Source organism: Bradyrhizobium sp. IC3123 (assembly GCF_020193625.1).
GTDB lineage: Bacteria > Pseudomonadota > Alphaproteobacteria > Rhizobiales > Xanthobacteraceae > Bradyrhizobium > Bradyrhizobium yuanmingense.
This window is the reverse complement of record NZ_JADYVF010000004.1, coordinates 133,621-158,035: the sequence shown is the minus strand read 5'-3', so window position 1 is coordinate 158,035 and position 24,415 is coordinate 133,621. Positions and strand designations below refer to the sequence as shown.

Annotated in this window: 25 protein-coding genes and 1 tRNA gene; 12 read left to right on the top strand and 14 right to left on the bottom strand. The window is 64.0% G+C overall.

Features of this window, described 5'->3' with window-relative positions; translation table 11 throughout:
- Positions 1–605 precede the first annotated feature (605 nt).
- From I6F20_RS15010 to I6F20_RS14990, 5 genes are all read left to right on the top strand, one after another.
- Positions 606–1,040 carry a phasin gene (locus tag I6F20_RS15010; protein ID WP_036030951.1) on the top strand — a complete coding sequence of 145 codons (435 nt, stop codon included), beginning with the start codon at positions 606–608 and terminating at the stop codon, positions 1,038–1,040.
- A 427-nt stretch (positions 1,041–1,467) separates the two neighbouring features.
- Positions 1,468–1,544 (top strand) — tRNA-His (locus tag I6F20_RS15005).
- Positions 1,545–1,710: 166 nt separating this feature from the next.
- Positions 1,711–2,469 carry an Xre family toxin-antitoxin system antitoxin gene (locus I6F20_RS15000; RefSeq protein WP_225126788.1) on the top strand — a complete coding sequence of 253 codons (759 nt, stop codon included), beginning with the start codon at positions 1,711–1,713 and terminating at the stop codon, positions 2,467–2,469.
- A 9-nt stretch (positions 2,470–2,478) separates the two neighbouring features.
- Complete coding sequence (locus tag I6F20_RS14995; protein ID WP_036009526.1) at positions 2,479–2,955, top strand: RES family NAD+ phosphorylase; 477 nt, start codon at positions 2,479–2,481, stop codon at positions 2,953–2,955.
- A gap of 83 nt (positions 2,956–3,038) precedes the next feature.
- Positions 3,039–3,536 (top strand): DinB family protein, encoded by a 498-nt coding sequence (locus tag I6F20_RS14990; RefSeq protein ID WP_225126787.1) that lies wholly within the window; start codon positions 3,039–3,041, stop codon positions 3,534–3,536.
- A 32-nt stretch (positions 3,537–3,568) separates the two neighbouring features.
- Here I6F20_RS14990 and I6F20_RS14985 read toward each other — a convergent pair whose 3' ends face one another.
- The 4 genes from I6F20_RS14985 to I6F20_RS14970 form a co-directional block, all read right to left on the bottom strand.
- A complete protein-coding gene (locus I6F20_RS14985) occupies positions 3,569–3,955 on the bottom strand; it encodes a nuclear transport factor 2 family protein (RefSeq protein WP_225127150.1) in 387 nt (128 codons plus the stop codon).
- Positions 3,956–4,271: 316 nt separating this feature from the next.
- Complete coding sequence (locus I6F20_RS14980; protein ID WP_225126785.1) at positions 4,272–4,418, bottom strand: hypothetical protein; 147 nt, start codon at positions 4,416–4,418, stop codon at positions 4,272–4,274.
- Between the two features lie 155 nt (positions 4,419–4,573).
- Positions 4,574–5,497: an HpcH/HpaI aldolase/citrate lyase family protein gene (locus I6F20_RS14975; protein ID WP_225126783.1), complete on the bottom strand. Its 924-nt coding sequence runs from the start codon at positions 5,495–5,497 to the stop codon at positions 4,574–4,576.
- A gap of 2 nt (positions 5,498–5,499) precedes the next feature.
- The gene (locus tag I6F20_RS14970; protein WP_225126781.1) at positions 5,500–6,666 is read right to left on the bottom strand and encodes a CaiB/BaiF CoA transferase family protein; all 1,167 of its coding nucleotides are present in this window, start codon (positions 6,664–6,666) and stop codon (positions 5,500–5,502) included.
- A gap of 361 nt (positions 6,667–7,027) precedes the next feature.
- Between I6F20_RS14970 and I6F20_RS14965 the strand changes: the two genes are divergently transcribed.
- Positions 7,028–7,378: a hypothetical protein gene (locus tag I6F20_RS14965; protein ID WP_225126779.1), complete on the top strand. Its 351-nt coding sequence runs from the start codon at positions 7,028–7,030 to the stop codon at positions 7,376–7,378.
- Between the two features lie 458 nt (positions 7,379–7,836).
- A complete protein-coding gene (locus I6F20_RS14960) occupies positions 7,837–8,514 on the top strand; it encodes an AAA family ATPase (RefSeq protein WP_025032179.1) in 678 nt (225 codons plus the stop codon).
- A gap of 69 nt (positions 8,515–8,583) precedes the next feature.
- Here the strand turns inward: I6F20_RS14960 and I6F20_RS37950 are convergent, their stop codons facing one another.
- The 5 genes from I6F20_RS37950 to trxB all read right to left on the bottom strand — a co-directional run bounded on the left by I6F20_RS37950 (position 8,584) and on the right by trxB (position 12,549).
- Positions 8,584–8,712, bottom strand: a complete 129-nt coding sequence (locus I6F20_RS37950) for a hypothetical protein (RefSeq protein WP_260345777.1) — start codon at positions 8,710–8,712, stop codon at positions 8,584–8,586.
- A gap of 147 nt (positions 8,713–8,859) precedes the next feature.
- Positions 8,860–9,009: a hypothetical protein gene (locus I6F20_RS14955; protein ID WP_167361666.1), complete on the bottom strand. Its 150-nt coding sequence runs from the start codon at positions 9,007–9,009 to the stop codon at positions 8,860–8,862.
- Positions 9,010–9,300: 291 nt separating this feature from the next.
- Entirely contained in the window at positions 9,301–10,209 is a 909-nt protein-coding gene (locus I6F20_RS14950; RefSeq protein WP_225126777.1) for a 4-hydroxy-tetrahydrodipicolinate synthase family protein, read from the bottom strand.
- 446 nt (positions 10,210–10,655) lie between these two features.
- Positions 10,656–11,579 (bottom strand): LysR family transcriptional regulator, encoded by a 924-nt coding sequence (locus I6F20_RS14945; RefSeq protein ID WP_025032176.1) that lies wholly within the window; start codon positions 11,577–11,579, stop codon positions 10,656–10,658.
- A gap of 4 nt (positions 11,580–11,583) precedes the next feature.
- On the bottom strand, positions 11,584–12,549 hold the full coding sequence (gene trxB, locus I6F20_RS14940) for a thioredoxin-disulfide reductase (RefSeq protein ID WP_036009535.1): 966 nt from the start codon (positions 12,547–12,549) through the stop codon (positions 11,584–11,586).
- Positions 12,550–12,816: 267 nt separating this feature from the next.
- Here trxB and I6F20_RS14935 point away from each other — a divergent pair, with 267 nt between their 5' ends.
- Positions 12,817–13,296: an Lrp/AsnC family transcriptional regulator gene (locus I6F20_RS14935; RefSeq protein WP_225126776.1), complete on the top strand. Its 480-nt coding sequence runs from the start codon at positions 12,817–12,819 to the stop codon at positions 13,294–13,296.
- Between the two features lie 239 nt (positions 13,297–13,535).
- On the opposite strand, the gene greA is transcribed toward I6F20_RS14935, so the two are convergent.
- From greA to I6F20_RS14920, 3 genes are all read right to left on the bottom strand, one after another.
- Positions 13,536–14,009 carry a transcription elongation factor GreA gene (gene greA / locus I6F20_RS14930; protein ID WP_036009537.1) on the bottom strand — a complete coding sequence of 158 codons (474 nt, stop codon included), beginning with the start codon at positions 14,007–14,009 and terminating at the stop codon, positions 13,536–13,538.
- 213 nt (positions 14,010–14,222) lie between these two features.
- Positions 14,223–17,687 carry a carbamoyl-phosphate synthase large subunit gene (gene carB, locus I6F20_RS14925; protein ID WP_225126774.1) on the bottom strand — a complete coding sequence of 1,155 codons (3,465 nt, stop codon included), beginning with the start codon at positions 17,685–17,687 and terminating at the stop codon, positions 14,223–14,225.
- 432 nt (positions 17,688–18,119) lie between these two features.
- A complete protein-coding gene (locus I6F20_RS14920; RefSeq protein WP_036030319.1) occupies positions 18,120–18,821 on the bottom strand; it encodes a class I SAM-dependent methyltransferase in 702 nt (233 codons plus the stop codon).
- A gap of 105 nt (positions 18,822–18,926) precedes the next feature.
- Between I6F20_RS14920 and I6F20_RS14915 the strand changes: the two genes are divergently transcribed.
- Positions 18,927–19,451, top strand: coding sequence for a Dps family protein (locus I6F20_RS14915; protein WP_036009542.1), 525 nt, complete (start codon positions 18,927–18,929; stop codon positions 19,449–19,451).
- A 139-nt stretch (positions 19,452–19,590) separates the two neighbouring features.
- Here the strand turns inward: I6F20_RS14915 and I6F20_RS14910 are convergent, their stop codons facing one another.
- Both I6F20_RS14910 and carA read right to left on the bottom strand, forming a co-directional pair.
- Positions 19,591–20,112 (bottom strand): cupin domain-containing protein, encoded by a 522-nt coding sequence (locus I6F20_RS14910; protein ID WP_225126773.1) that lies wholly within the window; start codon positions 20,110–20,112, stop codon positions 19,591–19,593.
- 247 nt (positions 20,113–20,359) lie between these two features.
- The gene (gene carA, locus I6F20_RS14905; RefSeq protein ID WP_225126771.1) at positions 20,360–21,550 is read right to left on the bottom strand and encodes a glutamine-hydrolyzing carbamoyl-phosphate synthase small subunit; all 1,191 of its coding nucleotides are present in this window, start codon (positions 21,548–21,550) and stop codon (positions 20,360–20,362) included.
- Positions 21,551–21,696: 146 nt separating this feature from the next.
- Here carA and I6F20_RS14900 point away from each other — a divergent pair, with 146 nt between their 5' ends.
- The 3 genes from I6F20_RS14900 to I6F20_RS14890 all read left to right on the top strand — a co-directional run bounded on the left by I6F20_RS14900 (position 21,697) and on the right by I6F20_RS14890 (position 24,270).
- Positions 21,697–22,398: an alpha/beta fold hydrolase gene (locus I6F20_RS14900; RefSeq protein WP_225114075.1), complete on the top strand. Its 702-nt coding sequence runs from the start codon at positions 21,697–21,699 to the stop codon at positions 22,396–22,398.
- A 58-nt stretch (positions 22,399–22,456) separates the two neighbouring features.
- Complete coding sequence (locus tag I6F20_RS14895) at positions 22,457–22,912, top strand: GatB/YqeY domain-containing protein (protein ID WP_036009550.1); 456 nt, start codon at positions 22,457–22,459, stop codon at positions 22,910–22,912.
- Between the two features lie 221 nt (positions 22,913–23,133).
- The gene (locus I6F20_RS14890) at positions 23,134–24,270 is read left to right on the top strand and encodes an epoxide hydrolase family protein (protein WP_225126770.1); all 1,137 of its coding nucleotides are present in this window, start codon (positions 23,134–23,136) and stop codon (positions 24,268–24,270) included.
- Positions 24,271–24,415: the final 145 nt, after the last annotated feature.

Below are 24,415 nucleotides of genomic sequence, written 5' to 3'. Positions count from 1 at the left end.
CCGCGATGGATCCCCAAGCGGCGATAACCTTAATCCCGTCAACCCCGCAAGCCGAGCCGACGTTGCATCCAAGGGATTCAAGGGGTGGGGCGCTTGCGAAGAGACGCACCCGCGCGGCATCTCAGGTGCCCATCCTCCCCTGGAGGGTCCGGGACGAGCGTAGCTCGCCCGTGGATCGGTTCGCACGCAGCGAAGCGGAGAGCGAACCGAGGTGGGGTGACAGTCTCTCCACGCAGGCAGTCCCCGAGGGGAGAGATCACCCCACCCCGGCTTGCATCGCTGACTCGTTGCGAGCCGACCCTCCCCCTGCAGGGGAGGGTAAGAGCGCGTGTGTTGCCGGGCGCATCCCACTACCTCAACCCCCGGTTCCCTCGCCTGGGAACCTCATCCTCCCCGAGATTAAATTTCGCATCGCACCCCTCTGCCGCGTTGCGATGCACAATGTTGACATGATAGGCAGCCATAATTCTGGCGCTGGGCGAGCCATCACCTTTGTTTCGCGTTTCCAGTCTTCGTACCCGCTCAATGCGCAGGGCCCATGGTCGGGGCCGGCGGGCGCGCCAGAAAGGCTCACTCCATTTTTTCAATTAGCGTGAGGGACCAACATGACAGGTGCGACTGATCCGTTTTCTGCCTCGATCATCCCGTTCGAGGTTCCCGAGCAGGTGCGTGCGTTCGCCGAGAAGGGCGCGGCGCAGGCCCGCGAGAACTACGCCAAGTTCAAGGACGCCGCCGAGACCCACAACGGCACCGTCGAGGCCGTGTTCACCTCGGCCTCCAAGGGCGCGAGCGAGTACACCGCCAAGCTGGTCGAGTTCATGAAGGCCAATTCGAGCGCCCAGCTCGACTTCGCCCAGCAGCTGTTCGGCGCCAAGTCACCGACTGAAGCGATGGAGCTGTGGACCGGCCACGCCCGCAAGCAGCTCGAGACCTACCAGGCCCAGGCCAAGGAGCTGGTCGAGCTCACCCAGCGCGTCGCCAACGAGACCGCCGAGCCGATCAAGGCCAGCGCCTCCAAGTACTACCCTTCCGCCGCCTGAGCGGTGAGTTTGGTGTGACATGCGAAACCCGGGCCCGAAAGGCCCGGGTTTTTCTTTTGGAAATGGGTTCGCCCGGCTCGCGCCCAGCACTCCGTCCACCTCTCCCAAAGGGAGAGGTCGGACCGCCCCCGGCGATGCGAAGCATCGTCCGGCGCGGGCCGGGTGAGGGGCTCAGGTCTCACTGCCCGCCGCGGCCCCTCACCCGGATCGCTCCGGCGCGCATTCGCGCACCAAAGCAATCCGACCTCTCCCCGCCGGCTAGAGGTGATCCCGCCCGACCGATCGACCGGTTTTCCTCGTGCTGAAGAGGGGAAATATCGGGTTCTGCGGCCTTGCCAAACCGGGCCGTTGCACCTAGTTTCCGCCCCGTCCAGCCCCCTCAGGCATCAAGCCTTTTCAGGCAGCCCAAGGCGCGGCTCGCAAGGATGCAGTTGTAGCTCAGTTGGTTAGAGCGCCTGTCTGTGGAACAGGAGGTCGGTGGTTCGAGCCCACCCAACTGTACCAACGATCGCAGTGATTGGCGCGCGATGCAGCATTGCTCCGACCGCTGAATTTCGACGCATCGTTAGACCAGCCAAAATGTTGGCGGGGCATTGCTCACCGCTACTTGGTGATCGCCCGCGGATTGCGGTTTGAGCCCAAGTGCGACGACGCTTGAATCCATCACTGCATGTGCTTAGATGCCAATTGGCAAGAGTATTTTGGCATTTGGCAAGAGGCTGCCGAGGCAGAAACTATGGGTAAGAACGAGCGTAGTGGCAAAGGCGTTGCTCGAGATTCTTCGCGGGGCGTTCGCGCCCCCGGCTCCCAGACTAGCAAGCAGATCAAGGCGATTGCAGCGTCGGCCCTTACTCAGCGGCCTGACCATAAGAGGGGGTCTCGTAAATCTCCTTCGGCAGGGCTTGAACGCCTCTCCGCCGCTGAGCCGGACCAGACCTATCAACCGCAACCCGGCGCTGTTGTCGTGCGAGGGCATTTCGATGCGGTCACGGGGCTCTCGACGATCACCGATGCGCCGTCGCTCGGGCTCGGCAGAACCGCGGATGAAGCGCACTCCTCGGCCGAGCTGTTCGACGTCGTGATCGACGGCAACAGATTGTTTCGCATCGAGCCCGCTGCGCTTAAACGCCTTGCCAATTACAGCGATGACGAAATCCACGCGCTCGTCGTGCCCAAGCGCACGCTCGCGCGGCGGCTGTCGGACGGCGAGCCGCTGACGGTCGAGGAGACCGACAAGGCCGTTCGGCTGGCGCGGGTCGACCGGCTCGCCGCAAATGTCTTCGGCGATGCGGCAAAGGCGCACCGCTGGCTGCGCAAGCCGAAGAAGGCGCTGGGCGGAGAGACGCCGCTCGCATACCTCGCGACGGAGGCTGGAGCGCGCGTGGTTGAGGAGATGTTGCATCGGATCGATCACGGCATCCTCGCTTGAGGATTCGGCGTGCGGATCTGGCGGATCTCCAATTTCGACGATCTTTCCGGTATCGGCGGCCTGAAGGCCGACGGCCGCTGGCACGATCGCGGCCGGCACGTGGTCTACGCCGCGGATCATCCGGCTTCGGCGCTGCTCGAAGTGATGGTGCATCTGGAAATTGATGTGGAGGACTTGCCGACCAGCTACCAACTGCTTCGTATTGACGTGCCTGATAACCTGGCTGTCGAAAAGGTGAGCTTGAGCGATATTGAGAGAGTATCGCCGAATTGGGCCGGGAATCCCAGGGTGACACGTGATGTGTTGAGGCCGTGGTTCGACGAGATGCGCACGGCCGTGGTGTCGGTGCCGTCGGTCATCGTACCGTTTGCGCAGAACTATCTCATCAATCCGAGACACGTGGGTGCGGCGCGCATCCGCGTGTCTCATGTCGGGCGCTATCCTCACGACGAGCGGCTGTTTGGGCTGCGAACGGGCAAAGTCTGAGGTTGATGGTTTCCTGCTTTGCGCACGTCTAGGGCAACGTCCCGAGATCAGCCAACATCGACAACCTTTGGAGCCCTGAGAAAATGATCTCAGCCGAATACTGCCGCCTTATGGCCCGCTACAACACTTGGCAGAACGCCTCTTTGGTAGCTGCCGCCGACCGGCTGACCCACGAGGATCGCTGGAAGGATCGGGGGGCGTTCTTCCAGTCGATTGCAGCTACGTTGAACCATCTCTATTGGGCTGATGCCCTGATACTGGAGCGGCTGAAAGGGAATGCGCGTCCAGAGGAAACCATCAAGCATTCCCTCACAAATCCCTCGGATTGGGAGGCCTTCAAGGCGCTCCGCTTGCAACGGAACGAGGAAATCGAAGCGTGGTCAGCGCGATTGCGCGACGCAGACCTGAACGGGATGCTTGTTTGGTATCCAGGAGACGGTTCAACTCGGATCGAGAAGCCAAAGACGCTGGTGGCTGTTCAACTCTTCAATCACCAAACCCACCACCGAGGTCAGGTCCACGCGATGTTGACGGCAGCGGGCGCAGACCCGGAGCCGACTGACATTCATCTTCTGGCCTAGCGCGAGGGCGCTTCAACCCATCTCAGCGTCCGTCAGGAAATCATCGCCTTGACCTGCGCCGTATCCGCGAACTCGATCAACTCGACGATCTTGCCGTCCTGAAATCTGAACAGGTCCAGGATCTCGGTGCTGACCGCCTTTCCGGTCGGACGATATCGAACGTCGACGCGGGAATGGATGGCGATCCTATCTCCGTCAACCAGCTCAGCCAGGATCTCGCGGCCTTCGAAACCGAAGTCTTCGATCAATTTGCTGAAGGCACCACGCAGGCTTGGGTGTCCCTCCACGCTTCCCGTCAATTCGAGTGCATTCTTGTCCCCCATCAAGGTGAACAGACCCTTGGGATCAAAAGCGGCGACCAGACCCTCGGCATCATCATTGTCGCGTGCGGCATAGGCGCGCCGGACCACTGCGAGCATTTCTTCGCGTTGTGCCATATTCCCCTCCCTGAACGTATCAGGAGAGACTAGCGACCTTCGCGTGCAAAGGCAAAATCATCTGGAAGTGGCACGGCCCCCGGCGCGGCGGAGCAGATGGTACATTTTCGTTCCCCGCGTCTGACAGAAAATGGCGAGATGTACCGGCGAACCTTTCAGGCTCCCGCCTGTTTGTAGCAGCGGCAGGACAGACAACGCTGAGGAGCTGAGCCATGAACGGTATCATCTATATCATCGGGCTGGTCGTCGTGATTGGTGCGGTGCTCTCGTTCCTGGGTCTGCGCTGATCGAGGCAATGCTATCCGAGGCCGCGCGGCGTCGCCCGCTTGCCTTGGTTGTGGCTTGGACGCGACCGCGCGAGAACCAGCAACGCCACCACGAGCGCCACCGCCGCGCGCGGCGTGCCCAGCGCCTCGCCCTTCGAGACGACAGCGGAGCCTGTCATCGGGCCACGCTTCGCGCGGACCCGGTGGCGGTCTCCTCAGGGTGAGGATCAGCGGCAGCGGTGCCCATCGAACCTGCTGCCACGCACTCCGCCCTCATCCTGAGGGCCCGCGAAGCGGGCGTCTCGAAGGATGCGCCGCAGGGGGACAAACGCCCCTACGACCCCAGCCCAATGATCCTCCGCGCCATGCGCACATTGGCATAGTCGATCATCTTGCCGTCCAGCGTCACCGCGCCCTGTCCCAGCGCCTCGGCCTGCTCCATGGCTTCGACGATCCGCCGCGCCTGGGCCAGCTCCTCGGCCGAGGGCGTGAACGCGCGCAGCGTCGGCTCGATCTGGTCGGGATGGATCACCTGCTTGCCGTCAAAGCCCATCGCCGCGGCCTTTTGCGCGCTGGCCTCGGTCAGTCCAGCATCGCGAAATGCGCCGCAGGGGCCATCGATCGCGCGCAGGCCGCACGCGCGCGCGGCGACCAAGAGGCGCATCATGGGATAGGCGAACAGGTCGAGCGGCGCGGCGGCGTAGCCGCTCTGCGCCGATCCGACATGACGGTAACCATCCGGCGAAATGCCGATGTCGGAGGTGCGGGCGCCGAGCGAGGCTGCGAGGTCGCCGACGCCGAGATGCAGCGCGGCCACGCTGTCGTGGCACGCGGCGAGCGCGTCGACATTGACGAGGCCGAGCGCGGTCTCGATCAGCAGCTCGAGCGTAACAGGCGCGGCGCGATCCGGCGCGGCTGCGCGGAAACGATCGGCGATAGGGACGATGTCGCTCACCCGCTCCGCTTTTGGCACGATCAAAGCATCGAGCCGGGGCAGGGCCGCCAGTGCGCGGATCTCCTCCGCGATGAACGGGCTGTCGACCGCATTGAGCCTGATGGCGACGTGCTTGTTGCTCCAGTCCAGCGAGGACAGCGCGCGGACGGCTTCCGCCAGCGCAACGCCCTTCTCCGCGGGCGGCACGGCGTCTTCGAGGTCCATGAACACCGCGTCCGCCGATGATGCCGCCGCCTTGGCGACGACACGGGCGCGATGCGCGGGAACGGCGAGATAAGCCCGCGTCGGGCGCTGCGCGGCCATGGTCACGTTCCCTCGCGGAAGCCGAGTTCGCCGAGGATCGACGCGTTGTGCTCGCCGACGTCGGGCACCGGATCCATCCGCGGCGTCACGCCGGGAATGGTGAGCGCGGGCAGGAAGCTCATCAAAGGTCCGCACGGCGATCCCACGCTTCTCACCCGCGCGCGGGCATGCAGCTGCTCATGCTGCAGGAACGCCTCGACCGAGTTCAGGTGCGCATTCGCGATCGCGGCTTCGTCCAGCAGCCGCAGCACCTCCTCGCTGGTCATCGAGGCAAAGCGCCGCTCGATATGCGATTGAAGCTCGTCGCGGTTCTGCATGCGGAGCGGATTGGTGCGGAAGCGCAGGTCGTCGGCGAAGTCGGCGTCTCCAAGCACGATGCGGCACAGCGACCGCCATTCGCGGTCGTTCTGGATGCCGAAGAAAATGGTGTTGCCGTCGCCGACGCGGAACGGGCCGTAAGGCGCGATCGTCGCATGCTTGGCACCGGTGCGCGGCAGCGGCCGGCCGGTATTCTGCGTGTAGAACGCGGGATAGCTCATCCAGTCCGTGATGGAATCGAACAGCGAGGCCTGGAACGCCGTGCCCTTGCCGGTGCGTTCGCGGCGATACAGTGCCATCAGCACCCCGTTCAGAATGTACATGCCAGTGGCGATATCGACGACGGATAGCCCCACCTTGGCCGGCTCCGCCTCGGTGCCGTTGATGGCGAGCACGCCGGCCTCGCACTGCACCAGGAGATCATAGGCCTTCTTGTCGCTGTAGGGGCCATCAGTGCCATAGCCGGAGACGTCGCAGGCGATCAGGCGCGGATATTTGCGCAGTAGCGATGCGGCATCGAGGCCGAGCCGCTCCGCCGCGCCGGGCGCGAGGTTCTGGATGAACACATCGGTGCGCGGCAGCAGGGCGTCGAGCACCTTGCGGCCCTCGGGACTCTTGATGTCGATGGCAAGGCTCTCCTTGGAGCGGTTGGTCCAGACGAACTGGCTCGACATGCCGTTCATGACGTGATCGTAGTCGCGGCAGAAATCGCCGCTGCCCGGCCGCTCGATCTTGATCACCCGCGCGCCCCAATCGGCGAGGTGCCGGCTCGCCAGCGGCGCCGCGATCGCCTGCTCCAGCGACACCACCATCACGCCCGACAGCGGCAGCTCCGCTTCATTCCCCGTCATGTGATTGTCCTCCTCGTGTGCGCTTTTCGACCAGCGTAGGAGACAGGCCGGCCACCCCACGCGCATCTTCTTGAGGGTGACATGATGCCCCTGTTTTGCCCGACAAGTCAAATTTGGCTTCGAAAAATCCTAAAATTCGGCGACCTGAGTGTTTGCAATGACTTGGCTACTGTGCATGGGGTTGTTTTTCGCACTTTTGGTTTGGGGCCGACCAGCGGCGCCTTCGTTTCGTTTCCCGGAACTGTCGAGGCCCTAACCTGTTGCCGAGAGCGCACACGTGCCGGCTTTCGCACTTGCCCTCGGTTGCCAACGAACCGCCGTTCACCCACTATTCGCGCTGACTCGTGATGTGGGGGGATCGATGCCGGCGTTTCGCTTCAAGTCCTTTGCAAAGCCCGTGGCCGTTGCAAGCCTCGCGCTTGCCCTGGCCATCCTGGCGCTGCCGCGCGCCGGTTTCGCCTACACCCAGGAGGAGCAGCAGGCCTGCACGCCGGACGCGATGCGGCTGTGCGGTGAGTTCGTCCCGAACGTCGATGCCATCACCGCCTGCATGATCAAGAAGAAGGCGCAGCTCTCGCCGCAATGCGCGGTGTTCTTCCGCCGCGGACCGGCGCCGCGCGAGCAGCGCGCCGGCAAGCCGACCCAGATCGCGCCCAAGGCTGCGAAGAAGACCGCCAAGCCGGCGCCGAAGAAGAAATCCAGCCAAGGCTGAGCGCCCAGCGACCAAGGCTGAGCGCCCAGCGACCAAGGCTGAACGCCCGGCAGCGCGTTCCCGGTTTGAAACTCCGCCGAAGGCGCGCAATCGGGCGCCTTCCTCGTTCCGGCCCTGACTTCGGCTTCGCGACAGATTGCGGACTCGTTTTGTTCGCACGGCGCCGGAAGGCTTGCATCGATTGACGGGCGTGCGCCCTGAAAAGAAAGCGCGCGGCAGGTTTGCGCGGCAAGGTTGCATTCCGCTTTTGTCCCGCGCATTGCTCAAAAAACGCACAGACGCGCGCCCGAGCGGCATTTCGATGCGGTCCGTGTCTCCGTTCTGCGAAGCAGTGTGACTCAAAAGCCAACACGTCTTGTTATTTCGTGGCTGTCGCGCAGCTCCCGACAAATTTTTCTTTCACGAATCAGCGCGCTGATTCATTTTCGCGGCCTGGGGTCAATCTGGAGGCGGAAGGTATGAACGTCATTGTTTTCGCATCACGTAAAGGCGGTTCGGGCAAGAGTACCCTCGCCGCGCATCTCGCCGCGCAGATCAAGGCGAGCAAGCAGGTCATGCTGGTTGACGCCGATCCGCAGGGCTCCCTGACGCTGTGGCACAAGCTCCGCGGCACCAACGAGCCCCCGATCAAGGCTGCCGTCAACTCCGTCAGCGGCATCGTCTCCGCGGCCAAGCGCGACGGTTATGAATGGGTGTTGATCGACACGCCGCCGAACCTGTCGGCCGTCGTCGACGACGCGATCAAGAACGCCACCATGGTGGTCATCCCGGCGCGTCCCGGCGTGTTCGACGTCAACGCCGTGCAGGAAACCATCCAGATGTGTCGCGCCGCGCGCAAGCCCTACGCGGTCGTGCTCAACGGTGCCCCGGCCAAGCGCGACGAAGCCGAAAGCCCGATCGTGACCATCGCCCGCGAAGCACTGGCGAAATTCCGCGCTCCGGTGTGGGGCGGTCAGATCACCAATCGTTCGGATTTGTTGATGGCGCTCAGCCACGGCGAAGGCGCGCGCGAATATCAGGCCGAGAGCCGTGCGGCTCAGGAAATCGCAAGACTGTGGGCGGCGATCGAGCGTTCGGTCAAGGCTATCCGCGGCACCGCGTCGGCCTCCGGCGCAATGCACAAGCAGGCAGCTTAATTTTCATTGATCATGTCGAACGGCGAAAAACGCGCGGGAAGTCCGCGCGTTTTGCGTTTCTGATTTCGCTCACGCCACCATCAGCATGTAGAACACGATGACCGGCGACAGGGTCAGGATTACCGACCAGATGCCGACGGCCCAGAGAATGTCCTCGGTGCTGAAGCCCTGCTGTTCGGCGTCGAAATGCGACGCCATTTCATTCTGACTATTCACAAACGCCCCCGCGATTTCTTCGCTTATGGACGTCAGTGATAGCAGCGATGTTTTAAGATCCGGATCGCATCTGCCCGTGCATTTTGAACACAGGTGCTACCACGGATTAACCATCCCGCACGCGCAGCTTCAGCCGACCAGCCAGACGCGAAACAGCAGCACCGGCATCAGGCCGAGCATCACGGCCCAGAACCCGAACGACGAGACGACGAGAATTCCCTTCAAGAGATCGGCGGGCGCGAACTGGCTCGCGGCCGTAGGCCGGGTGCGATACCCCATGGTCATTTCCCCTTCGGTAACTTTGGACAGAACGATAGGCGCAGTCACGTAAACGAGACGTGGATACGGATTGCGGCAGCTGCGAAGGCCGTTGGGGCGCGGTTAACCAAACGGGCACGCTTTCACCCTCTCCCCTTGTGGGAGAGGGTGGCTCGCCGCGGAGCGGCGAGACGGGTGAGGGGTCTGTCTCCACACAAACAGTCTTGCGCTTGGAGAAAACCCCTCATCCGGCGCTTCGCGCCACCTTCTCCCACAAGGGGAGAAGGAAGAGCAGCGTGCACGGAGAGAAAACTACGCCGCGATCGTCACCCGTCGCTCGATCTCGCGATCGATCGTTGCCGCGAGCTCGCTGCTCACTTCCACCATCGGCAGGCGCACCTCCGGGCTGTCGATCAGGCCGGATCGCCACAGCCAGTACTTCGCCGGCGCGGGGCTCGGCTCGGCGAACAACAGCCGCGTCAGCTCGGCGGCCTCGTGCCAGCGCGCCAGCGCCGCATCGTGGTTGCCGCGCTTGTGCTCGCTATAGATTGCCGCGAACGTCGGGGTCTCGACATGGGCTGAGAGCACGATGCCCCCGTCGGCGCCGTCACTGAGTGCCTCGAAATAATTGGCGTCCTCGCCGGTGAGCACGCGAAAGCCCTTCGGCCGGTCGCGCAAGAGCGCGATCGATTGCTCACGGCTCGCGCCGCAATCCTTCAGGCCGACGATGTTCTTGTGTTCGGCCAGCCGCAGCATGGTCTGGTTGCTGATGTTGACGGCGCAGCGATAGGGAATGTTGTAGAGCGCGATCGGCCATGCCGCGTGGTCGGCGAGCGTCTCGAAATGCGCCAGCAGGCCACGCTGCGACGGCCGCACATAATAGGGGCTGGCGATCAGGTAACCGTCGATCGGCCAGTCCGCGGTCTCGTCGAGGCGCTCCTGCAGACGCGAGGTGTCCGCGCCCGACAGTCCGAGGCAGATCGGCAGGTTGCGGCCGGCGGCGGCCATCTCCTCGCGCACCACGGCGATGAGACGTTCGAGCTCGGCCGCGCGCAGCGTCATGCCTTCACCGGAGGTCGCGCCCAGGATGAGGCCGTCGATTCGTTGCGCGCCGTAGTGCCGGGTCAGCCGCCGCAGCGACCTCTCGTCCAGCGCGCCGTCCTGGAACGGCGTCACCAGCGGCAACCACAGCCCGTGGAAGTGATCTCGTAGTGCGGTCATGTTTCCATCTCCTTCTCGGGAAAAATGCCTGAGACGGAGGGCACATGAAAAAACCCCGTCCAGGCGGCGGGGTTTTCGGGATTGGCTCGCGATGACGAAGTCAGCTTAGCGCGCGCAATATTCCGAGGCCCCGGGATGGGGGCCTTTTTTCGAAACGATTGCGCACGACTTCGTGATCATGGGCGAATGATGCGGGGTATGCGCGGAACTGTCAACACACGCGGAGAGCGAAGCGCATTTTGACGAAAAAAAGCCGGACCCGAGGGCCCGGCTTAGGTATTGGCCACGTGAGGCCGACACAATCACCTTCCAAGAGGGATTACTGAACTCCCGCGCCACTGGAGGAGGGGGACAAATGCGCAACGCGAAGGCTCAGCGTGCAAACATTATGGGCTTGCCGAGTGCCTTGCAGCAACAGCCGAGGCCGCATGTCAGTCATGCGGAAATCAGGACGGCCAGCGTTGCGCCTTGCTCACCACGAAGTCACGGAACACCTGCACGCGCGCGACCGTCTTCAACTCCTCGGGATAGACGAAGTAGGTGTCGAGCTGGATCGAGTCCGACTCGCCGAACAGCTGCACGAGCTTGCTCTGCTCCTCGACCAGGTAATCGGGCAGGGCGGCGATGCCGAGGCCCTGCGCGCAGGCGCGCACGAGACCGAGGATGTTGTTGACCTTGAAGTAGGCTTCGCGCGGACCCGAGCCGTTGCGCCCGGCTTCGATCAGCCAGTTGCGGTTTTGCAGGTGCGGCGCGAAATTGCCGTCCGAGAGCGTGATGATGCGGTGGGAGTCGAGCTCCTCCAGCGTGCGCGGCGTGCCGAAGCGCTTGATGTATTCCGGCGAGCAATAGGCGTGGAAGCCCATCGCGAACAGCTTGCGCTGGATCAGATCCGGCTGCGTCGGCTTGCGGGTGCGGATCGCGACGTCAGCCTCGCGCATCGACAGATCGAGCTCCTCGTCGGTGACGATCAGCGAGATGCGGATCTCCGGATAGAGCGCGGTGAATTCGCCGAGCCGCGGGATCAGCCAGTTGATGCCGACGCCGGGCGTGGTGGTGATCTTGAGATCGCCGCTCGGCCGTTCGCGGCTGTCGGTCAGCTTGGCGCGCGCCGCCTGCAGCTGCATGAACACGTCATGCGCCGTGCGGAACAACAGGTCGCCCTGCTCGGTAAGGATCAGGCCGCGGGCGTGGCGGTGGAACAGCGAGACCGAGAGCTCCTGCTCCAGCGCCGAGACCTGGCGCGACACCGCTGATTGCGACAGGCCGAGCTGCTCGCCCGCATGCGTGAAGCTGCCCGCTTCCGCCGCGGCGTGAAACACCTTCAGCTTGTCCCAGTCCATATCCGTAAATCCGTCGCGTGTTCGGGGCATGATTCTATTCCGCTGCCGCGCGCTCGCTGGCGCGAAGGGCCAAGAAACGTTCGGCTTCGAGTGCGGCCATGCAGCCGAGGCCGGCGGCCGTCACGGCCTGGCGATAGGTTTCGTCGGCGACGTCGCCGGCGGCGAACAGGCCGGGCACCGAGGTCGCGGTCGAGTTCGGGGCGACCTCGATATAGCCGGAGGGTTTCAGCTTGACCTGATCCTTGACGAGCTCGGTGGCCGGCGCATGCCCGATGGCGATGAAGATGCCGTCGGCCTTGACGTCCGTGAGCGCGCCGGTCTTGACGTTCTTGAGCCGGACATGGGTGACCTTGTTGGGGTTCTCGGTGCCGCAGATCTCGTCGACGGCGGCGTCCCAGATCACCTTGATCTTCGGGTGCTTGAACAGGCGCTCCTGCAGGATGCGCTCGGCCCGGAAATGATCGCGACGATGTACGATCGTGACCTGCGAGGCATGGTTGGTGAGGTACAGTGCTTCCTCGACCGCGGTGTTACCGCCGCCAACCACGATCACCTCCTTGCCACGGTAGAAGAAGCCGTCGCAGGTGGCGCAGGCTGACACGCCGCCGCCCTGGAACTTGGCTTCCGACGGCAGCCCGAGCCAGCGCGCCTGCGCGCCGGTGGCCAGGATCACGGTCTCGGCGAGATAGACGTCGCCAGAATCGCAGGTGAGGCGGAACGGCCGCTGCGCCGTCTCCAGCTTGGTCACCAGGTCGGAGACGATCTTGGTGCCGACATGGACCGCCTGCTTCTCCATCTGCTCCATCAGCCAGGGGCCCTGGATCACGTCGGCGAAGCCTGGATAGTTCTCGACGTCGGTCGTGATGGTGAGCTGGCCGCCGGGCTGGATGCCTTGGATCAGGATCGGCTCAAGCATCGCGCGCGCGGCGTAGATCGCGGCGGTGTAGCCAGCCGGGCCGGAGCCGATGATGACGACCTTTGCATGAACAGGAGCGGACATTTCGATGGACGCCTTTCACGGGGGATTTGCAGCGCGAGCGCGGAATGTGCCGGGAGGCGTAGCGGAGGCGCTGAAATATCAGAGCTAATCTAAGCAATCTGGCGAGCCATGCAAGAATTGCATTCCCTATCGGCGGATTTTTCCAACAGGGAACAAAAGTCGATTGCGCTGCACGCGCAATAAAATTGCGCCGGCGGTGCGGATTGGGCTATGAGGATTTCGACAAGTCCACCCAATACCGCCGCAAAGGCCAGGAGTTCCAATCACGTGTCGCGGAACCTAGACGAGATCGACCTGAAAATTCTCACCGAGATTCAGGCCGACGGTCGAATCACCAATGTCGAACTGGCCAAGCGCGTCGGCATCTCGCCGCCCCCCTGTCTGCGCCGCGTCCGGGCGCTGGAGGAGGAGGGTTACATCCAGGGCTATCGCGGCCTCCTGGACGCACGCAAGCTGGGCTTCGACGTGACCGTTTTCGCCGCCGTGCACCTGTCCAGCCAGGCCGAAGCGGATTTGCGCGCGTTCGAGGAGTTCGTCCGCGCCGAGCCCCTGGTGCGGGAATGCTGGATGCTGTCCGGCGAGGTCGATTTCATCCTGAAATGCGTCGCACCCGACATGGCGACCTTCCAGGATTTCGTCACGCATCTGACGGCGGCACCGCATGTCCGCAACGTGCGCACGTCATTGGTGCTGCACAATTCGAAGTACGAGGCGGCCGTGCCGCTCGAGGTGAAGGGACGACGGTAGGGTCTTCTCCCTCTCCCCGTTCTTACGGGGAGAGGTGAAGACCAGTCCACGGTCCTCTCCGTCATTGCGAGCGGAGCGAAGCAATCCAGACTGCCTCTGCGGAAAGACACTGGATTGCTTCGCTCCGCTCGCAATGACGTGTGGTGAGAACGTGTGTCCGCCACAACTCCAGCAACACGCCAAAAAGGCCGCGCACTGCGCGGCCTTTTCGAAACGTCAGCAGACGCAGCGGCAAGTCCTTACCGCCACTCCACCTTGGTGATCTCATACGCCTTGGCGCCGCCCGGCGTGTTGACCTCGACCGTGGCGCCCTTCTTCTTGCCGATCAATGCGCGCGCGAGCGGCGAGGTGATCGAGATCCGTCCCTTCTTGGCGTCCGCCTCGACCTCGCCGACGATCTGCCACACCGTCTTCTTCTCGGTGTCCTCATCGACCAGCGTCACGGTGGCGCCGAACTTGATGGTGTCGCCGGAGAGCTTGGAGATGTCGATGATGTCGGCGCGCGCGAGCTTGTCCTCGAGCTCGGCGATGCGACCCTCATTGTGCGACTGCTCTTCCTTCGCGGCATGATATTCCGCGTTCTCCGACAGGTCTCCGTGCGAGCGCGCCTCCGCGATATGCTCGATGATCCGCGGACGGTCCACGGACTGGCGCTGCTTCAATTCTTCCCCGAGCGCGACAAAGCCGGCCTGGGTCATCGGAACCTTTTCCATCGTCTCTCTCGTCCTTCGATCGTGCGCCCCAGAATGCGGATGGGCGCCGCAACCTTGATTCGTCAGTCCTCCAGAGCCCAAAGAGGGGCTGCCGGACCTTGACAGATATGGGCTTTAGCGCCGGAACAGAACTGCCACCTGGCCGGATCGGTTCCTCCGGCCATTGTGGCTTCATTGCCAATCACTTAGCGGAAGCTTCGCTGCCGCTAGCGATCAGGTTTCCGAAAAGTAGCTCTGCAGGGTACGAACCTCAAGGTCCCCGCCCAGATAGGCGCGGATGCCCTGCGCGGCCGCCACGGCCCCGGAAAGAGTGGTGTAATATGGCACTTTATGCAAGAGGGCCGCGCGCCGCAGCGAGCGGCTGTCGGCCAGCGCCTGCGGGCCTTCGGTGGTGTTGAAGACGAGCTGGACGTCGCCATTGGTGATGGCATCGACGATGTGCGGCCGCCCTTCCAGCACCTTGTTCACCTTCTCGGTCGGGATGCCCTGGTCGGTCAGGAAGCGCGCCGTGCCCGAGGTCGCCAGCACCTTGAAGCCGAGCGAATGCAATTCGCGCACGGCATCCGCGATGCGCGTCTTGTCGCTTTCGCGCACCGAGACAAACACGGTGCCCTTACGCGGCACCCGCGTGCCGCCGCCGAGCTGACTCTTGGCGAAGGCGACCGCAAACGAGCGGTCGATTCCCATGACCTCGCCGGTCGAGCGCATCTCGGGGCCGAGCACAGTGTCGACGCCGGGGAAGCGTGCGAACGGGAAGACCGATTCCTTGACGCCGACGTGCTTGAGTGCCGCCTTCTTCAGCTTGAAATCGGCAAGCTTCTCGCCGGCCATGATGCGCGCGGCGATCTTGGCGACCGGCGTGCCGATCACCTTGGCGACGAACGGCACGGTGCGCGAGGCGCGCGGATTGACCTCGAGCACGTAGATCTCGCCGTCCTTGATGGCGTATTGCACGTTCATCAGGCCAATGACGTCGAGGCCGAGCGCGAGCTCGCGGGTCTGCCGCTCCAGCTCCTCGATCATTTCCGCATCGAGCGAGTGCGGCGGCAGCGAGCAGGCGCTGTCGCCGGAATGGATGCCGGCTTCCTCGATGTGCTCCATGATGCCGACGATGAAGGTGTCCTTGCCGTCGCACAGGCAGTCGACGTCGATTTCCGTGGCATCCGACAGATAGCGGTCGAAAAGCAGCGGGTTCTTGCCGAGCACGGTGTTGATCTGGCCGGTCTTGTCGTTCGGATAGCGCGCCTTGACGTCGGCCGGCACCAGCTCCGGCAGCGTGCCGAGCAGATAATCATTGAGCTGGTTCTCCTCGCGGATGATCTGCATCGCGCGGCCGCCGAGCACGTAGGACGGGCGCACCACCAGCGGCAGGCCGAGATCGGCGGAGACGAGGCGGGCCTGCTCGACCGAATAGGCGATGCCGTTCTTCGGTTGCTTGAGGCGCAGCTTGTCGAGCACGCGCTTGAAGCGGTCGCGGTCCTCGGCGAGGTCGATGGCGTCGGGCGAGGTGCCGAGGATCGGCACTTCGGCGGCTTCCAGCGCGCGCGCCAGCTTCAGCGGCGTCTGGCCGCCGAACTGCACGATCACGCCGTGCAGCGTGCCGTTGCTGCGCTCCTTGGCGATGATCTCCAGCACGTCCTCGGCGGTGAGCGGCTCGAAATAGAGCCGGTCGGCTGTGTCGTAGTCGGTCGACACCGTCTCCGGATTGCAGTTGATCATGATGGATTCGTAGCCGGCGTCATGCAGCGCGAAGCAGGCGTGACAGCAGCAATAGTCGAACTCGATGCCCTGGCCGATGCGGTTGGGACCGCCGCCGAGAATGATGACCTTCTTCTTGTCGGACGGCGCGCTCTCGTCCGCGGGCAGGCCGGCGAACGGCGCCTCATAGGTCGAGTACATGTAGGCGGTGGGCGAAGCGAACTCGGCCGCGCAGGTGTCGATGCGCTTGTACACCGGGTGGACGCCGAGCGCGTGGCGCTTCGCCTTGACTTCGGCCTCCGTCGTCTCGGCCAGCACGGCGAGCCGCGCGTCGGAGAAGCCCATGGCCTTCAGCGTGCGCATGCCGAAGGCGTTGCCAGGCAGGCCGTTCTTCCTGACCTTCTCCTCCATCTCGACGATGCCGCGCATCTCGGCGAGGAACCACGGATCGATCTTGCAGGAGTTGAAGATGTCCTCGTTCGACCAGCCGAGCCGCATGGCCTGGGCGACCTGGAGGATGCGGTTCGGCGTCGGGGTGCCGAGCGCGGCGCGGATCGCGTTCTTGTCGTCGTCGCGGCCGAGGCCCTCGATCTCGATCTCGTCGAGGCCGGTCAATCCCGTCTCGAGCCCGCGCAGCGCCTTTTGCAGGCTTTCCTGGAAGGTGCGGCCGATCGCCATGACCTCGCCGACCGATTTCATCGAGGTGGTCAGCGTGGTCGAGGCGCCCGGGAATTTCTCGAAGGCAAAACGCGGCACCTTGGTGACGACGTAGTCGATGGTCGGCTCGAATGACGCCGGCGTGGCACCGCCGGTGATGTCATTGGCGATCTCGTCGAGCGTGTAGCCGACCGCGAGCTTGGCGGCGACCTTGGCGATCGGAAAGCCGGTGGCTTTCGAGGCCAGCGCGGAGGAGCGCGACACGCGCGGATTCATCTCGATGACGACCATGCGGCCGTCTTCGGGATTGACGCCGAACTGAACGTTGGAGCCGCCGGTCTCGACCCCGATCTCGCGCAGCACCGCCAGCGAGGCGTCGCGCATGATCTGATATTCCTTGTCGGTCAGCGTCAGCGCCGGCGCCACCGTGATGGAATCGCCGGTGTGCACGCCCATCGGATCGAGGTTCTCGATCGAGCAGACGATGATGCAATTGTCTTTCTTGTCGCGCACCACCTCCATCTCGTACTCCTTCCAGCCGAGCACGGACTCCTCGATCAGCACTTCGTTGGTGGGAGACGCGTCAAGGCCGCGCTCGATGATGTCGAGGAACTCTTCCTTGTTGTAGGCGATGCCGCCGCCGGTGCCGCCCATCGTGAAGGAGGGGCGGATGATCGCGGGCAGGCCGATCTCGGACAGCGCCATCATGGCCTGGCCGAAGGCGTATTCCTGGTAGCGCTTGCGACGCTCGCTCTCGCCGAGCGTCCACTGCCGGTCGAGCTCTTCGAGCGCGGCGCCCGACAGCTTTGCGCGTTCGGCCTGGTATTTCTCGCGGAACGACTTCTTCAGCTCGGAGGCGTTGGCGAGCCGAGACTTCGGCGTCTCGAGCCCGATCTTGGTCATGGCCTCGCGGAAGAGCTGGCGGTCTTCCGCCTTGTCGATGGCATCGGCGGTGGCGCCGATCATCTCGACGTCGAACTTCTCCAGCGTGCCCTGGCGGCGCAGCGACAGCGCGCAGTTCAGCGCAGTCTGGCCGCCCATGGTCGGCAGCAGCGCGAAGCCGCCGGGGACGACTTGACGTTCCTTCTCGATGATCTTGGCGACGATCTCGGGCGTGATCGGCTCGATATAGGTCGCATCCGCCAATTCCGGGTCGGTCATGATGGTGGCCGGGTTGGAATTGACGAGGACGATGCGATAGCCCTCTTCCTTCAGCGTCTTCACCGCCTGCGTGCCCGAATAGTCGAACTCGCAGGCCTGGCCGATCACGATGGGACCGGCGCCGATGATCAGGATGGTCGAGATGTCGGTTCGTTTGGGCATCACCGCTCACGGGCTGGGATCTGGGCACAAAAAAAGGGCGCGCTTGCCGCGCGTCCCCATTTGGCGAGAGCGCGGGGTCTCCCTCGCGCGCGGGTGGGTCTTAAACCAGTTTTTGGAGCGGCGAAACCCCGAAAAACGCCCATCAACCGCCAATTTTCAGGGGTTTGACGGTGCGTTGCCGGCATCGTCGGGGCGGGCGGGCAGTCCGTCTCCGCTTCCGCTCCGCTCCAGCTACGCCGGACACGCTTCGCCCCTTGGGGTCTTGCCTGGCTGCGCCACGCGTAGCCCGCAGGGGCGAAGCGTGGAGACCCGGCCTGGATTTGAACCAGGATGAAGAGCGATGCACCGCCCCCGCGTAGACATTTCCGCCACCGGGCCATCAGGATTATTCCCGATCGGCATGCGCCAGGCCACCTCAGCTGATCGTTATGCTTAACGGACCAGAGGCGGCCTCGCGATGAAGGTCATGCGCCAGCGGTTGTGCCCGATATTGCTGTGGGCGCGCTGGACCGCGAAGCCCGCCGCCTTCAGCTTGGCCGTGATCTCGTCCTCGCTGTAGCGCTGCAGTCCGATCTTCGAGCGCAGCTGGCGATAATCCGACAGCGCGGTGCTGATCAGCCCGATCAGCGCGTCCTTCAGAAATCCGTGACGCAGGCCGAACCCGAGCAGCGCCATCACATCCCTGACCATGCCGACATTGGGCTGTAGAATGTCGCCCAGCACCAGCTTGCCGGAGGGTTTCAGGATGCGGCGGATGTTCAATAGCGCCGCATCGAGCTCGTCCGGCGTCATGTATTGTGCGACCGAGTTCATCACGACGAGATCGATCGACTGATCCTGCATCTTGCGGACGTCCTCGAGCGAGCGGACGCGGATCTTGGTGTTTGGGGCAAACCGCGCGATCAGCCGGCCGCGCACGCCCGGCGCGGGCTCGGCCAGGATCAGCATGCCGCAGGCGGCTGCCACCTGGCTCGCCGACAGCGCTTCGCCGCAGGCATAGTCCAGCACCGTCGCATCGGGCGAGGGGATGTAGCCGATGATGTCCCGCGCAATGATCTGGAAGTGCAAGTTGCGATGCAGCTTGCTGACATAGATCGTATGCGTCGAGTCGTAATAATCGATCCAATCGTCCATTGGTATCCCGCCCAGGGGTTCCTATCTAGGAACCGCGCTGCCCACCTTGCGTTAGGGGTGCGGCGGCGCGCCGTCAATGTCCGCGTCCTAACAGGAAGGTCTCCCGTGAGCAAAACCAACAACAAGGTCTCGCCCGAACTCGATACCCCCACGGATCTGTCGCCCGACGGGGTCAAGAAAGTCTCTGAGGCGCTCAACGTGCTTCTGGCCGACGCGTTCGCGCTTTATCTGAAGACCAAGAATTTCCACTGGCACATCAGCGGGCGCCACTTCCGCGATTACCACCTGCTGCTCGACGAGCAGTCCGACCAGATCTTCGCCACGACCGACCAGCTCGCCGAGCGCGTCCGCAAGATCGGCGGCACCACGCTGAAGTCGATCGGCCAGGTCGCAAAGCTCCAGACCATCAAGGACAACAACGAGGACTACGTCCCGCCGCGCGAGATGCTGCGCGAGCTGATGCAGGACAACAAGCACGTCGCTGCCGCGATGCGCAAGGCGCACGACGTGTGCGACGAGGCCGGCGACGTCGCCAGCGCCAGCATTTTGGAGAACTTCATCGACGAGACCGAGCGCCGCACCTGGTTCCTGTTTGAAGCGACGAGGCAGGAGGGCGGCAACGAGGCGTAACGGGATGCGTAGGGTGGGTTAGCCTCGCAGAAGCGCGAAGCGCATCTGCAAGGCGTAACCCACCACTGTCTCTGTCCGCGGAAACAGAAGAGGTGGGTTACGCCTTTGGCTAACCCACCGTACTGCACGACGCGTGTGGCTACCGCCACAGCCGCATCAGCGCGCCGTCCTTCCCCGTTACGGGATCAGCGGGCGGCAACGCCACTTGTGGAATCGTCTTCAGCGCTTTCGCATGGTTCTCCGGCGTTGCGCGCGTGATCTCCATTTTTGCGCCTGGCGGATAGGCGCCGATCACGCAAAAATCATCGCTCGCCTTGATGCATTGATGTCCGGTGCCGGCGGGCAGGATCGCAACGTCGCCGGCCTTGATCTGAAGCTCCTGGCCGTGATCGCCGCCGAAACGCACGCGGGCGCTGCCGCGCGCGACGGCGAGCACCTCATGCACCGTCGCATGATAATGCAGATAATCGTAGACGCCGTTGCGCCACGTCCCGCCCCAGCCGTTCGCTTCGAACAGATTCTCGATGGTCTCTTCCGGGCGCTTTGGGTCGAGCTTCACCGCGCCCTGGTAGACCAGGAACGGAAGGATGTTGTTCGGCACGAGCCCGTCATCCTCGAAAACAATGGCGAGCGGCTCGGCCTTGTCGCGGACGACGGACATGGCTGTGCTCCTGCGCAAGAATAGCAGGGATCAACCAAACGCGTGCGGCGACGTTCCTCGTTCCACCGTCATTCCGGGGCGACGCGCAGCGTCGAGCTATGATGCGCAATTGCGCATCAGAGAATCCATCGCGCTGCAAAGTCTGTTGTCAGATGGATTCCGGGCTCGCGCTACGCGCGCCCCGGAATGACGAAAAGCCCGGGGCGAGCCCGGGCTTTTGTCGTGAAGTATCCGTGGAGAACGCGCCTTACGCCCTCTTCCTCTGCCGCATCAGGTCGGCGAAGCGCTGGAACAGGTAATGCGAGTCGCGCGGGCCGGGTGAGGCCTCGGGATGATATTGCACGGAGAATACCGGCTTGCCGTCGAGCTGGATGCCGCAGTTGGACCCATCAAACAAGGAAATGTGGGTCTGCGTCGCGCCCTTCGGCAGCGTCGTCTCGTCCACGGCAAAGCCGTGGTTCATCGAGGTGATCTCGACCTTGCCGGTGGTCTCGTCCTTCACCGGGTGATTGGCCCCGTGATGGCCCTGATGCATCTTCTTGGTCTTGGCGCCGACGGCAAGGCCCAGCATCTGGTGGCCAAGGCAGATGCCGAAGGTCGGCGTGCCCGATTTGATCACGTCGCGGATCACGGGCACGGCATATTTGCCGGTCGCGGCCGGATCGCCCGGACCGTTGGACAGGAACACGCCGTCCGGCTTCAACGCCAGGATGTCTTCGGCGGGGGTCGTCGCCGGCACCACCGTCACCTTGCAGCCGACACCGGCGAGCAGGCGCAGGATGTTGCGCTTGATGCCGTAGTCGATGGCGACGACGTTGAACTCGGGCTTGTTCTGGCGGCCGAAGCCCTTGTCCCAGGCCCAGGGCATCTCGTCCCAGGTGAAGCGCTGGCCGCTCGTCACCATCGGCACGAGGTCCATGCCCTCGAGGCCCGGCCATTCGCGCGCCTCTTCCTTGAGGCCGTGCAAATCGAACTCGCCAGACTTCGAGTGCGCGATCACGGCGTTCGGCATGCCCTTGGAGCGGATCAGCGCGGTCAGCGCGCGGGTGTCGATGCCGGAGAGGCCGATGATGCCGCGGGCCTTGAGCCAGGCATCGAGATGCTTGGTGGCGCGGTAGTTCGAGGGATTGGTGATCGCGGTGCGCAGGATCACGCCGCGCGCGCCGGGCGTCGCGGCCATGTTCACCGTCTCGATGTCGTCCTCATTGGTGCCGACATTGCCGATATGCGGGAAGGTGAAGGTGATGAGCTGGCCGGCATAGGAGGGATCGGTCAGGATCTCCTCATAGCCGGTCATTGCGGTGTTGAAGCAGACCTCGCCGACGGCGTGGCCCTCGGCGCCGAGACCAAAGCCCTCCAGCACCGTGCCGTCGGCAAGCACGAGGAGCGCGGTCGGTTTGTGGTCCGGCCAGGCGGGATCGTTGTCATGTTGTGTCATGAGCCCGCTTCATAAGCCCCCCGCGTGTGCACGTCAAAGCGAGAGAGGGCCGATTCACATGCGTTTTTGCATATTTGACAGGCCTCCTCCCACCCTTAAGCTCGGACGCACAATTTCCGGCAATTTCCTGGGCTTGCGAGGCAATAATGGACCAGACCACCCCCATTGTGCTGGTTCCGGGGCTGGCGTCCTCGGCCCGGATCTATGCGCCCGTGATCCCTGCGCTCTGGCGTTTCGGGCCGGTGACGGTCGCCAACCACATCCGCGACGACAGCATGGTTGCGATCGCCCGCCGCATCCTCGCCGAGGCGCCGCCGCGCTTCGCCCTCGCCGGCCATTCCATGGGTGGCTACATCGCCTTCGAGATCATGCGCCAGGCCAGCGAGCGCGTGACAAAACTCGCGCTGATCAACACGCAGGCGCGGCCCGACTCGCCGGAGGCCACCGCGCGCCGCCGCGCTCAGATGGAGCGCGCCAGACGCGGCGAGCTGCGCGCCGTGCGCGAGGAGAGTTTTCCGGAGCTCGTGCATCCGTCGCGGCGCGACGATGCCGAGATTCTCAGGCTCGTGCATGCGCAGGACGAGGACGTCGGCGTCGAAGGCTATCTGCGGCAGCAGACCGCGATCATCGCACGGGTGGATTCGCGCTCCTTGCTGGCGACGATCACATGCCCGACGCTGGTGCTGACGGGCGATGCCGACAACACCATCCCCAACGCCTTCTCCAAGGAGATGGCCGAAGGCATCGCCGGCGCCAGGCTCGTGATTCTCGATCGCTGCGGGCACCTGCCGCAAGCCGAACAGCCGGAGGCGACGGTTCAGGCGCTGACCGAATGGCTGGGGAGCTAGGTTGTGCGACGGCCGCAAAGGGCCTAGATCAGGCGTTTATATCGAAGGGATCACGATGATGCTGCGCGACGACATCAACAATGCGGTCAAGGAGGCCATGAAGGCCAAGGACGAGCGCAAGCTGTCCACGCTGCGCATGGTCAACTCGACCATCAAGAACGCCGACATCGACGCGCGCGGCAGCGGCAAGCCGCCGTTGTCGGACGCTGACATCCTCGCGGTGCTGCAGAAGATGATCAAGCAGCGTCAGGAGGCGGTCGAGCTCTACGACAAGGGCGGCCGCGCCGAGCTTGCCGCGCAGGAGCGCGAGGAGATCGCGGTGATCTCGGCGTATCTGCCGAAGCAGATGTCCGATGATGACGTGAAGAAGGCGATCGCGGATGCGATTGCCGAGACCGGCGCTGCCGGCATGAAGGACATGGGCAAGGTGATCGCCGTGCTGCGCGCGAAATACGCGGGCCAGATGGATTTTGGCAAGGCGTCTGGTCTCGTGAAGGCAGCGCTGTCGGGCTAGCTTCTTCCCCTCTCCCCTTGTGGGAGAGGGTGGCTCGCCGCGTAGCGGCGAGACGGGTGAGGGGTCTTTCTCCGCGAGCGATCCTCTCCCAGTAGTTCACGCGGATAGAGACCCCTCATCCGGCGCTTCGCGCCACCTTCTCCCACAAGGGGAGAAGGGGCACCTTTGATGCCGCATAGGTTCGGTCTACTCTCCCGGCAGAAACAAATCGGGAGCAACCGATGACCGCCATCAAGCCATTTCGCATCGCCATCGGCGACGACATCCTCGCCGACCTGAAGTCACGGCTTGCCCGCACGCGCTGGCCGGAGGCCGAGCTGGTCGACGACTGGAGCCAGGGCGCGCCGCTGAAATGGATCCAGGAGATCTGCACCTATTGGGCCAACGAGTATGACTGGCGCTCGCGCGAGGCAAAGCTCAATCGCTTTGCGCAGTTCACCACGGAGATCGACGGCCTCGACATCCACTTCATTCATGCGCGCGCGAAGGAGCCGTCGGCGCTTCCGTTGATCATTACCCACGGCTGGCCCGGCTCCATCGTCGAGTTCCAGAAGGTGATCGCGCCGCTCACCGATCCCGCCGCGCATGGCGGCAATCCCGCCGATGCCTTTCACGTGATCTGCCCCTCGCTGCCTGGCTTCGGCTTCTCGGGCAAGCCGGGGACCACCGGCTGGGGCGTCGATCGCATTGCCGCGACCTGGGCCAAGCTGATGGACCGCCTGGGCTACGCGCGTTATGGCGCGCAAGGCGGCGACTGGGGCTCGGCGGTGACGACCTCGCTCGGAGCGCAGGACCCCACTCATTGCGCCGGCATCCACATCACGCTCGCCTTCAACGCGGCACCGAAGGTCGAGGGCGAGCCGACGCCAGAGGAGAAGCGGGCGCTGGCCGGCCTCAAGCACTACGCCGATCTCGACTCCGGCTATTCCAAGCAGCAGTCGACGCGGCCGCAGACGCTCGGCTATGGCCTGACGGATTCGCCGAGCGGCCAGGCGGCCTGGATCCTGGAAAAATTCTGGGCCTGGACCGATTGCAATGGCCACCCCGAAAACATCTTCAGCAAGGACGAGCTGCTCGACAACGTCATGCTCTATTGGGCGACGCAGACGGCGACCTCGTCGGCGCGGCTCTATTGGGAGAGCTTTGGCAAGCGCCGCACCACGCCGGTGGTGAAGGTGCCGACGGGTGTCGCGGTGTTCCCCAAGGAGATCGTCACGCCGGTGCGGCGCTGGATGGAGCCGAACTTCCATGACATCACGCATTGGAGCGAGATGGAGAAGGGCGGTCACTTCGCCGCCTTCGAGCAGCCGGAGCTGTTCGTGCGCGATGTCCGGAAGTTTTTTGCGACGGTGCGGTGAGTCTCCGCCGTCATTCCGGGGCGACGCGTCAGCGTCGAACCCGGAATCCATCAAGCGGCATTTCCTGTGGCCCGATGGATTCCGGGCTCGCCCTTCGGGCGCCCCAGAATGACGGCGAGGGACTTGTCCCGTGCGCCCGCGGCCC

What these genes read in the sequence shown, in the direction of transcription:
- trxB (WP_036009535.1), bottom strand. Translation starts at nt 12,549, where the DNA reads ATGTCCGCTCCTGTTCATGCAAAGGTCGTCATCATCGGCTCCGGCCCG.
- I6F20_RS14950 (WP_225126777.1), bottom strand. Translation starts at nt 10,209, where the DNA reads ATGACCGCACTACGAGATCACTTCCACGGGCTGTGGTTGCCGCTGGTG.
- I6F20_RS14975 (WP_225126783.1), bottom strand. Translation starts at nt 5,497, where the DNA reads ATGGCCGCGCAGCGCCCGACGCGGGCTTATCTCGCCGTTCCCGCGCAT.
- I6F20_RS14895 (WP_036009550.1), top strand. Translation starts at nt 22,457, where the DNA reads ATGCTGCGCGACGACATCAACAATGCGGTCAAGGAGGCCATGAAGGCC.
- I6F20_RS14920 (WP_036030319.1), bottom strand. Translation starts at nt 18,821, where the DNA reads ATGGACGATTGGATCGATTATTACGACTCGACGCATACGATCTATGTC.
- I6F20_RS14900 (WP_225114075.1), top strand. Translation starts at nt 21,697, where the DNA reads ATGGACCAGACCACCCCCATTGTGCTGGTTCCGGGGCTGGCGTCCTCG.
- I6F20_RS14945 (WP_025032176.1), bottom strand. Translation starts at nt 11,579, where the DNA reads ATGCCCCGAACACGCGACGGATTTACGGATATGGACTGGGACAAGCTG.
- I6F20_RS14980 (WP_225126785.1), bottom strand. Translation starts at nt 4,418, where the DNA reads ATGACAGGCTCCGCTGTCGTCTCGAAGGGCGAGGCGCTGGGCACGCCG.
- I6F20_RS15000 (WP_225126788.1), top strand. Translation starts at nt 1,711, where the DNA reads ATGTGCTTAGATGCCAATTGGCAAGAGTATTTTGGCATTTGGCAAGAG.
- I6F20_RS15010 (WP_036030951.1), top strand. Translation starts at nt 606, where the DNA reads ATGACAGGTGCGACTGATCCGTTTTCTGCCTCGATCATCCCGTTCGAG.
- I6F20_RS14955 (WP_167361666.1), bottom strand. Translation starts at nt 9,009, where the DNA reads ATGGGGTATCGCACCCGGCCTACGGCCGCGAGCCAGTTCGCGCCCGCC.
- I6F20_RS14910 (WP_225126773.1), bottom strand. Translation starts at nt 20,112, where the DNA reads ATGTCCGTCGTCCGCGACAAGGCCGAGCCGCTCGCCATTGTTTTCGAG.
- I6F20_RS14985 (WP_225127150.1), bottom strand. Translation starts at nt 3,955, where the DNA reads ATGCTCGCAGTGGTCCGGCGCGCCTATGCCGCACGCGACAATGATGAT.
- I6F20_RS14890 (WP_225126770.1), top strand. Translation starts at nt 23,134, where the DNA reads ATGACCGCCATCAAGCCATTTCGCATCGCCATCGGCGACGACATCCTC.
- I6F20_RS14965 (WP_225126779.1), top strand. Translation starts at nt 7,028, where the DNA reads ATGCCGGCGTTTCGCTTCAAGTCCTTTGCAAAGCCCGTGGCCGTTGCA.
- greA (WP_036009537.1), bottom strand. Translation starts at nt 14,009, where the DNA reads ATGGAAAAGGTTCCGATGACCCAGGCCGGCTTTGTCGCGCTCGGGGAA.
- I6F20_RS14970 (WP_225126781.1), bottom strand. Translation starts at nt 6,666, where the DNA reads ATGACGGGGAATGAAGCGGAGCTGCCGCTGTCGGGCGTGATGGTGGTG.
- carA (WP_225126771.1), bottom strand. Translation starts at nt 21,550, where the DNA reads ATGACACAACATGACAACGATCCCGCCTGGCCGGACCACAAACCGACC.
- carB (WP_225126774.1), bottom strand. Translation starts at nt 17,687, where the DNA reads ATGCCCAAACGAACCGACATCTCGACCATCCTGATCATCGGCGCCGGT.
- I6F20_RS37950 (WP_260345777.1), bottom strand. Translation starts at nt 8,712, where the DNA reads ATGGCGTCGCATTTCGACGCCGAACAGCAGGGCTTCAGCACCGAGGAC.
- I6F20_RS14960 (WP_025032179.1), top strand. Translation starts at nt 7,837, where the DNA reads ATGAACGTCATTGTTTTCGCATCACGTAAAGGCGGTTCGGGCAAGAGT.
- I6F20_RS14990 (WP_225126787.1), top strand. Translation starts at nt 3,039, where the DNA reads ATGATCTCAGCCGAATACTGCCGCCTTATGGCCCGCTACAACACTTGG.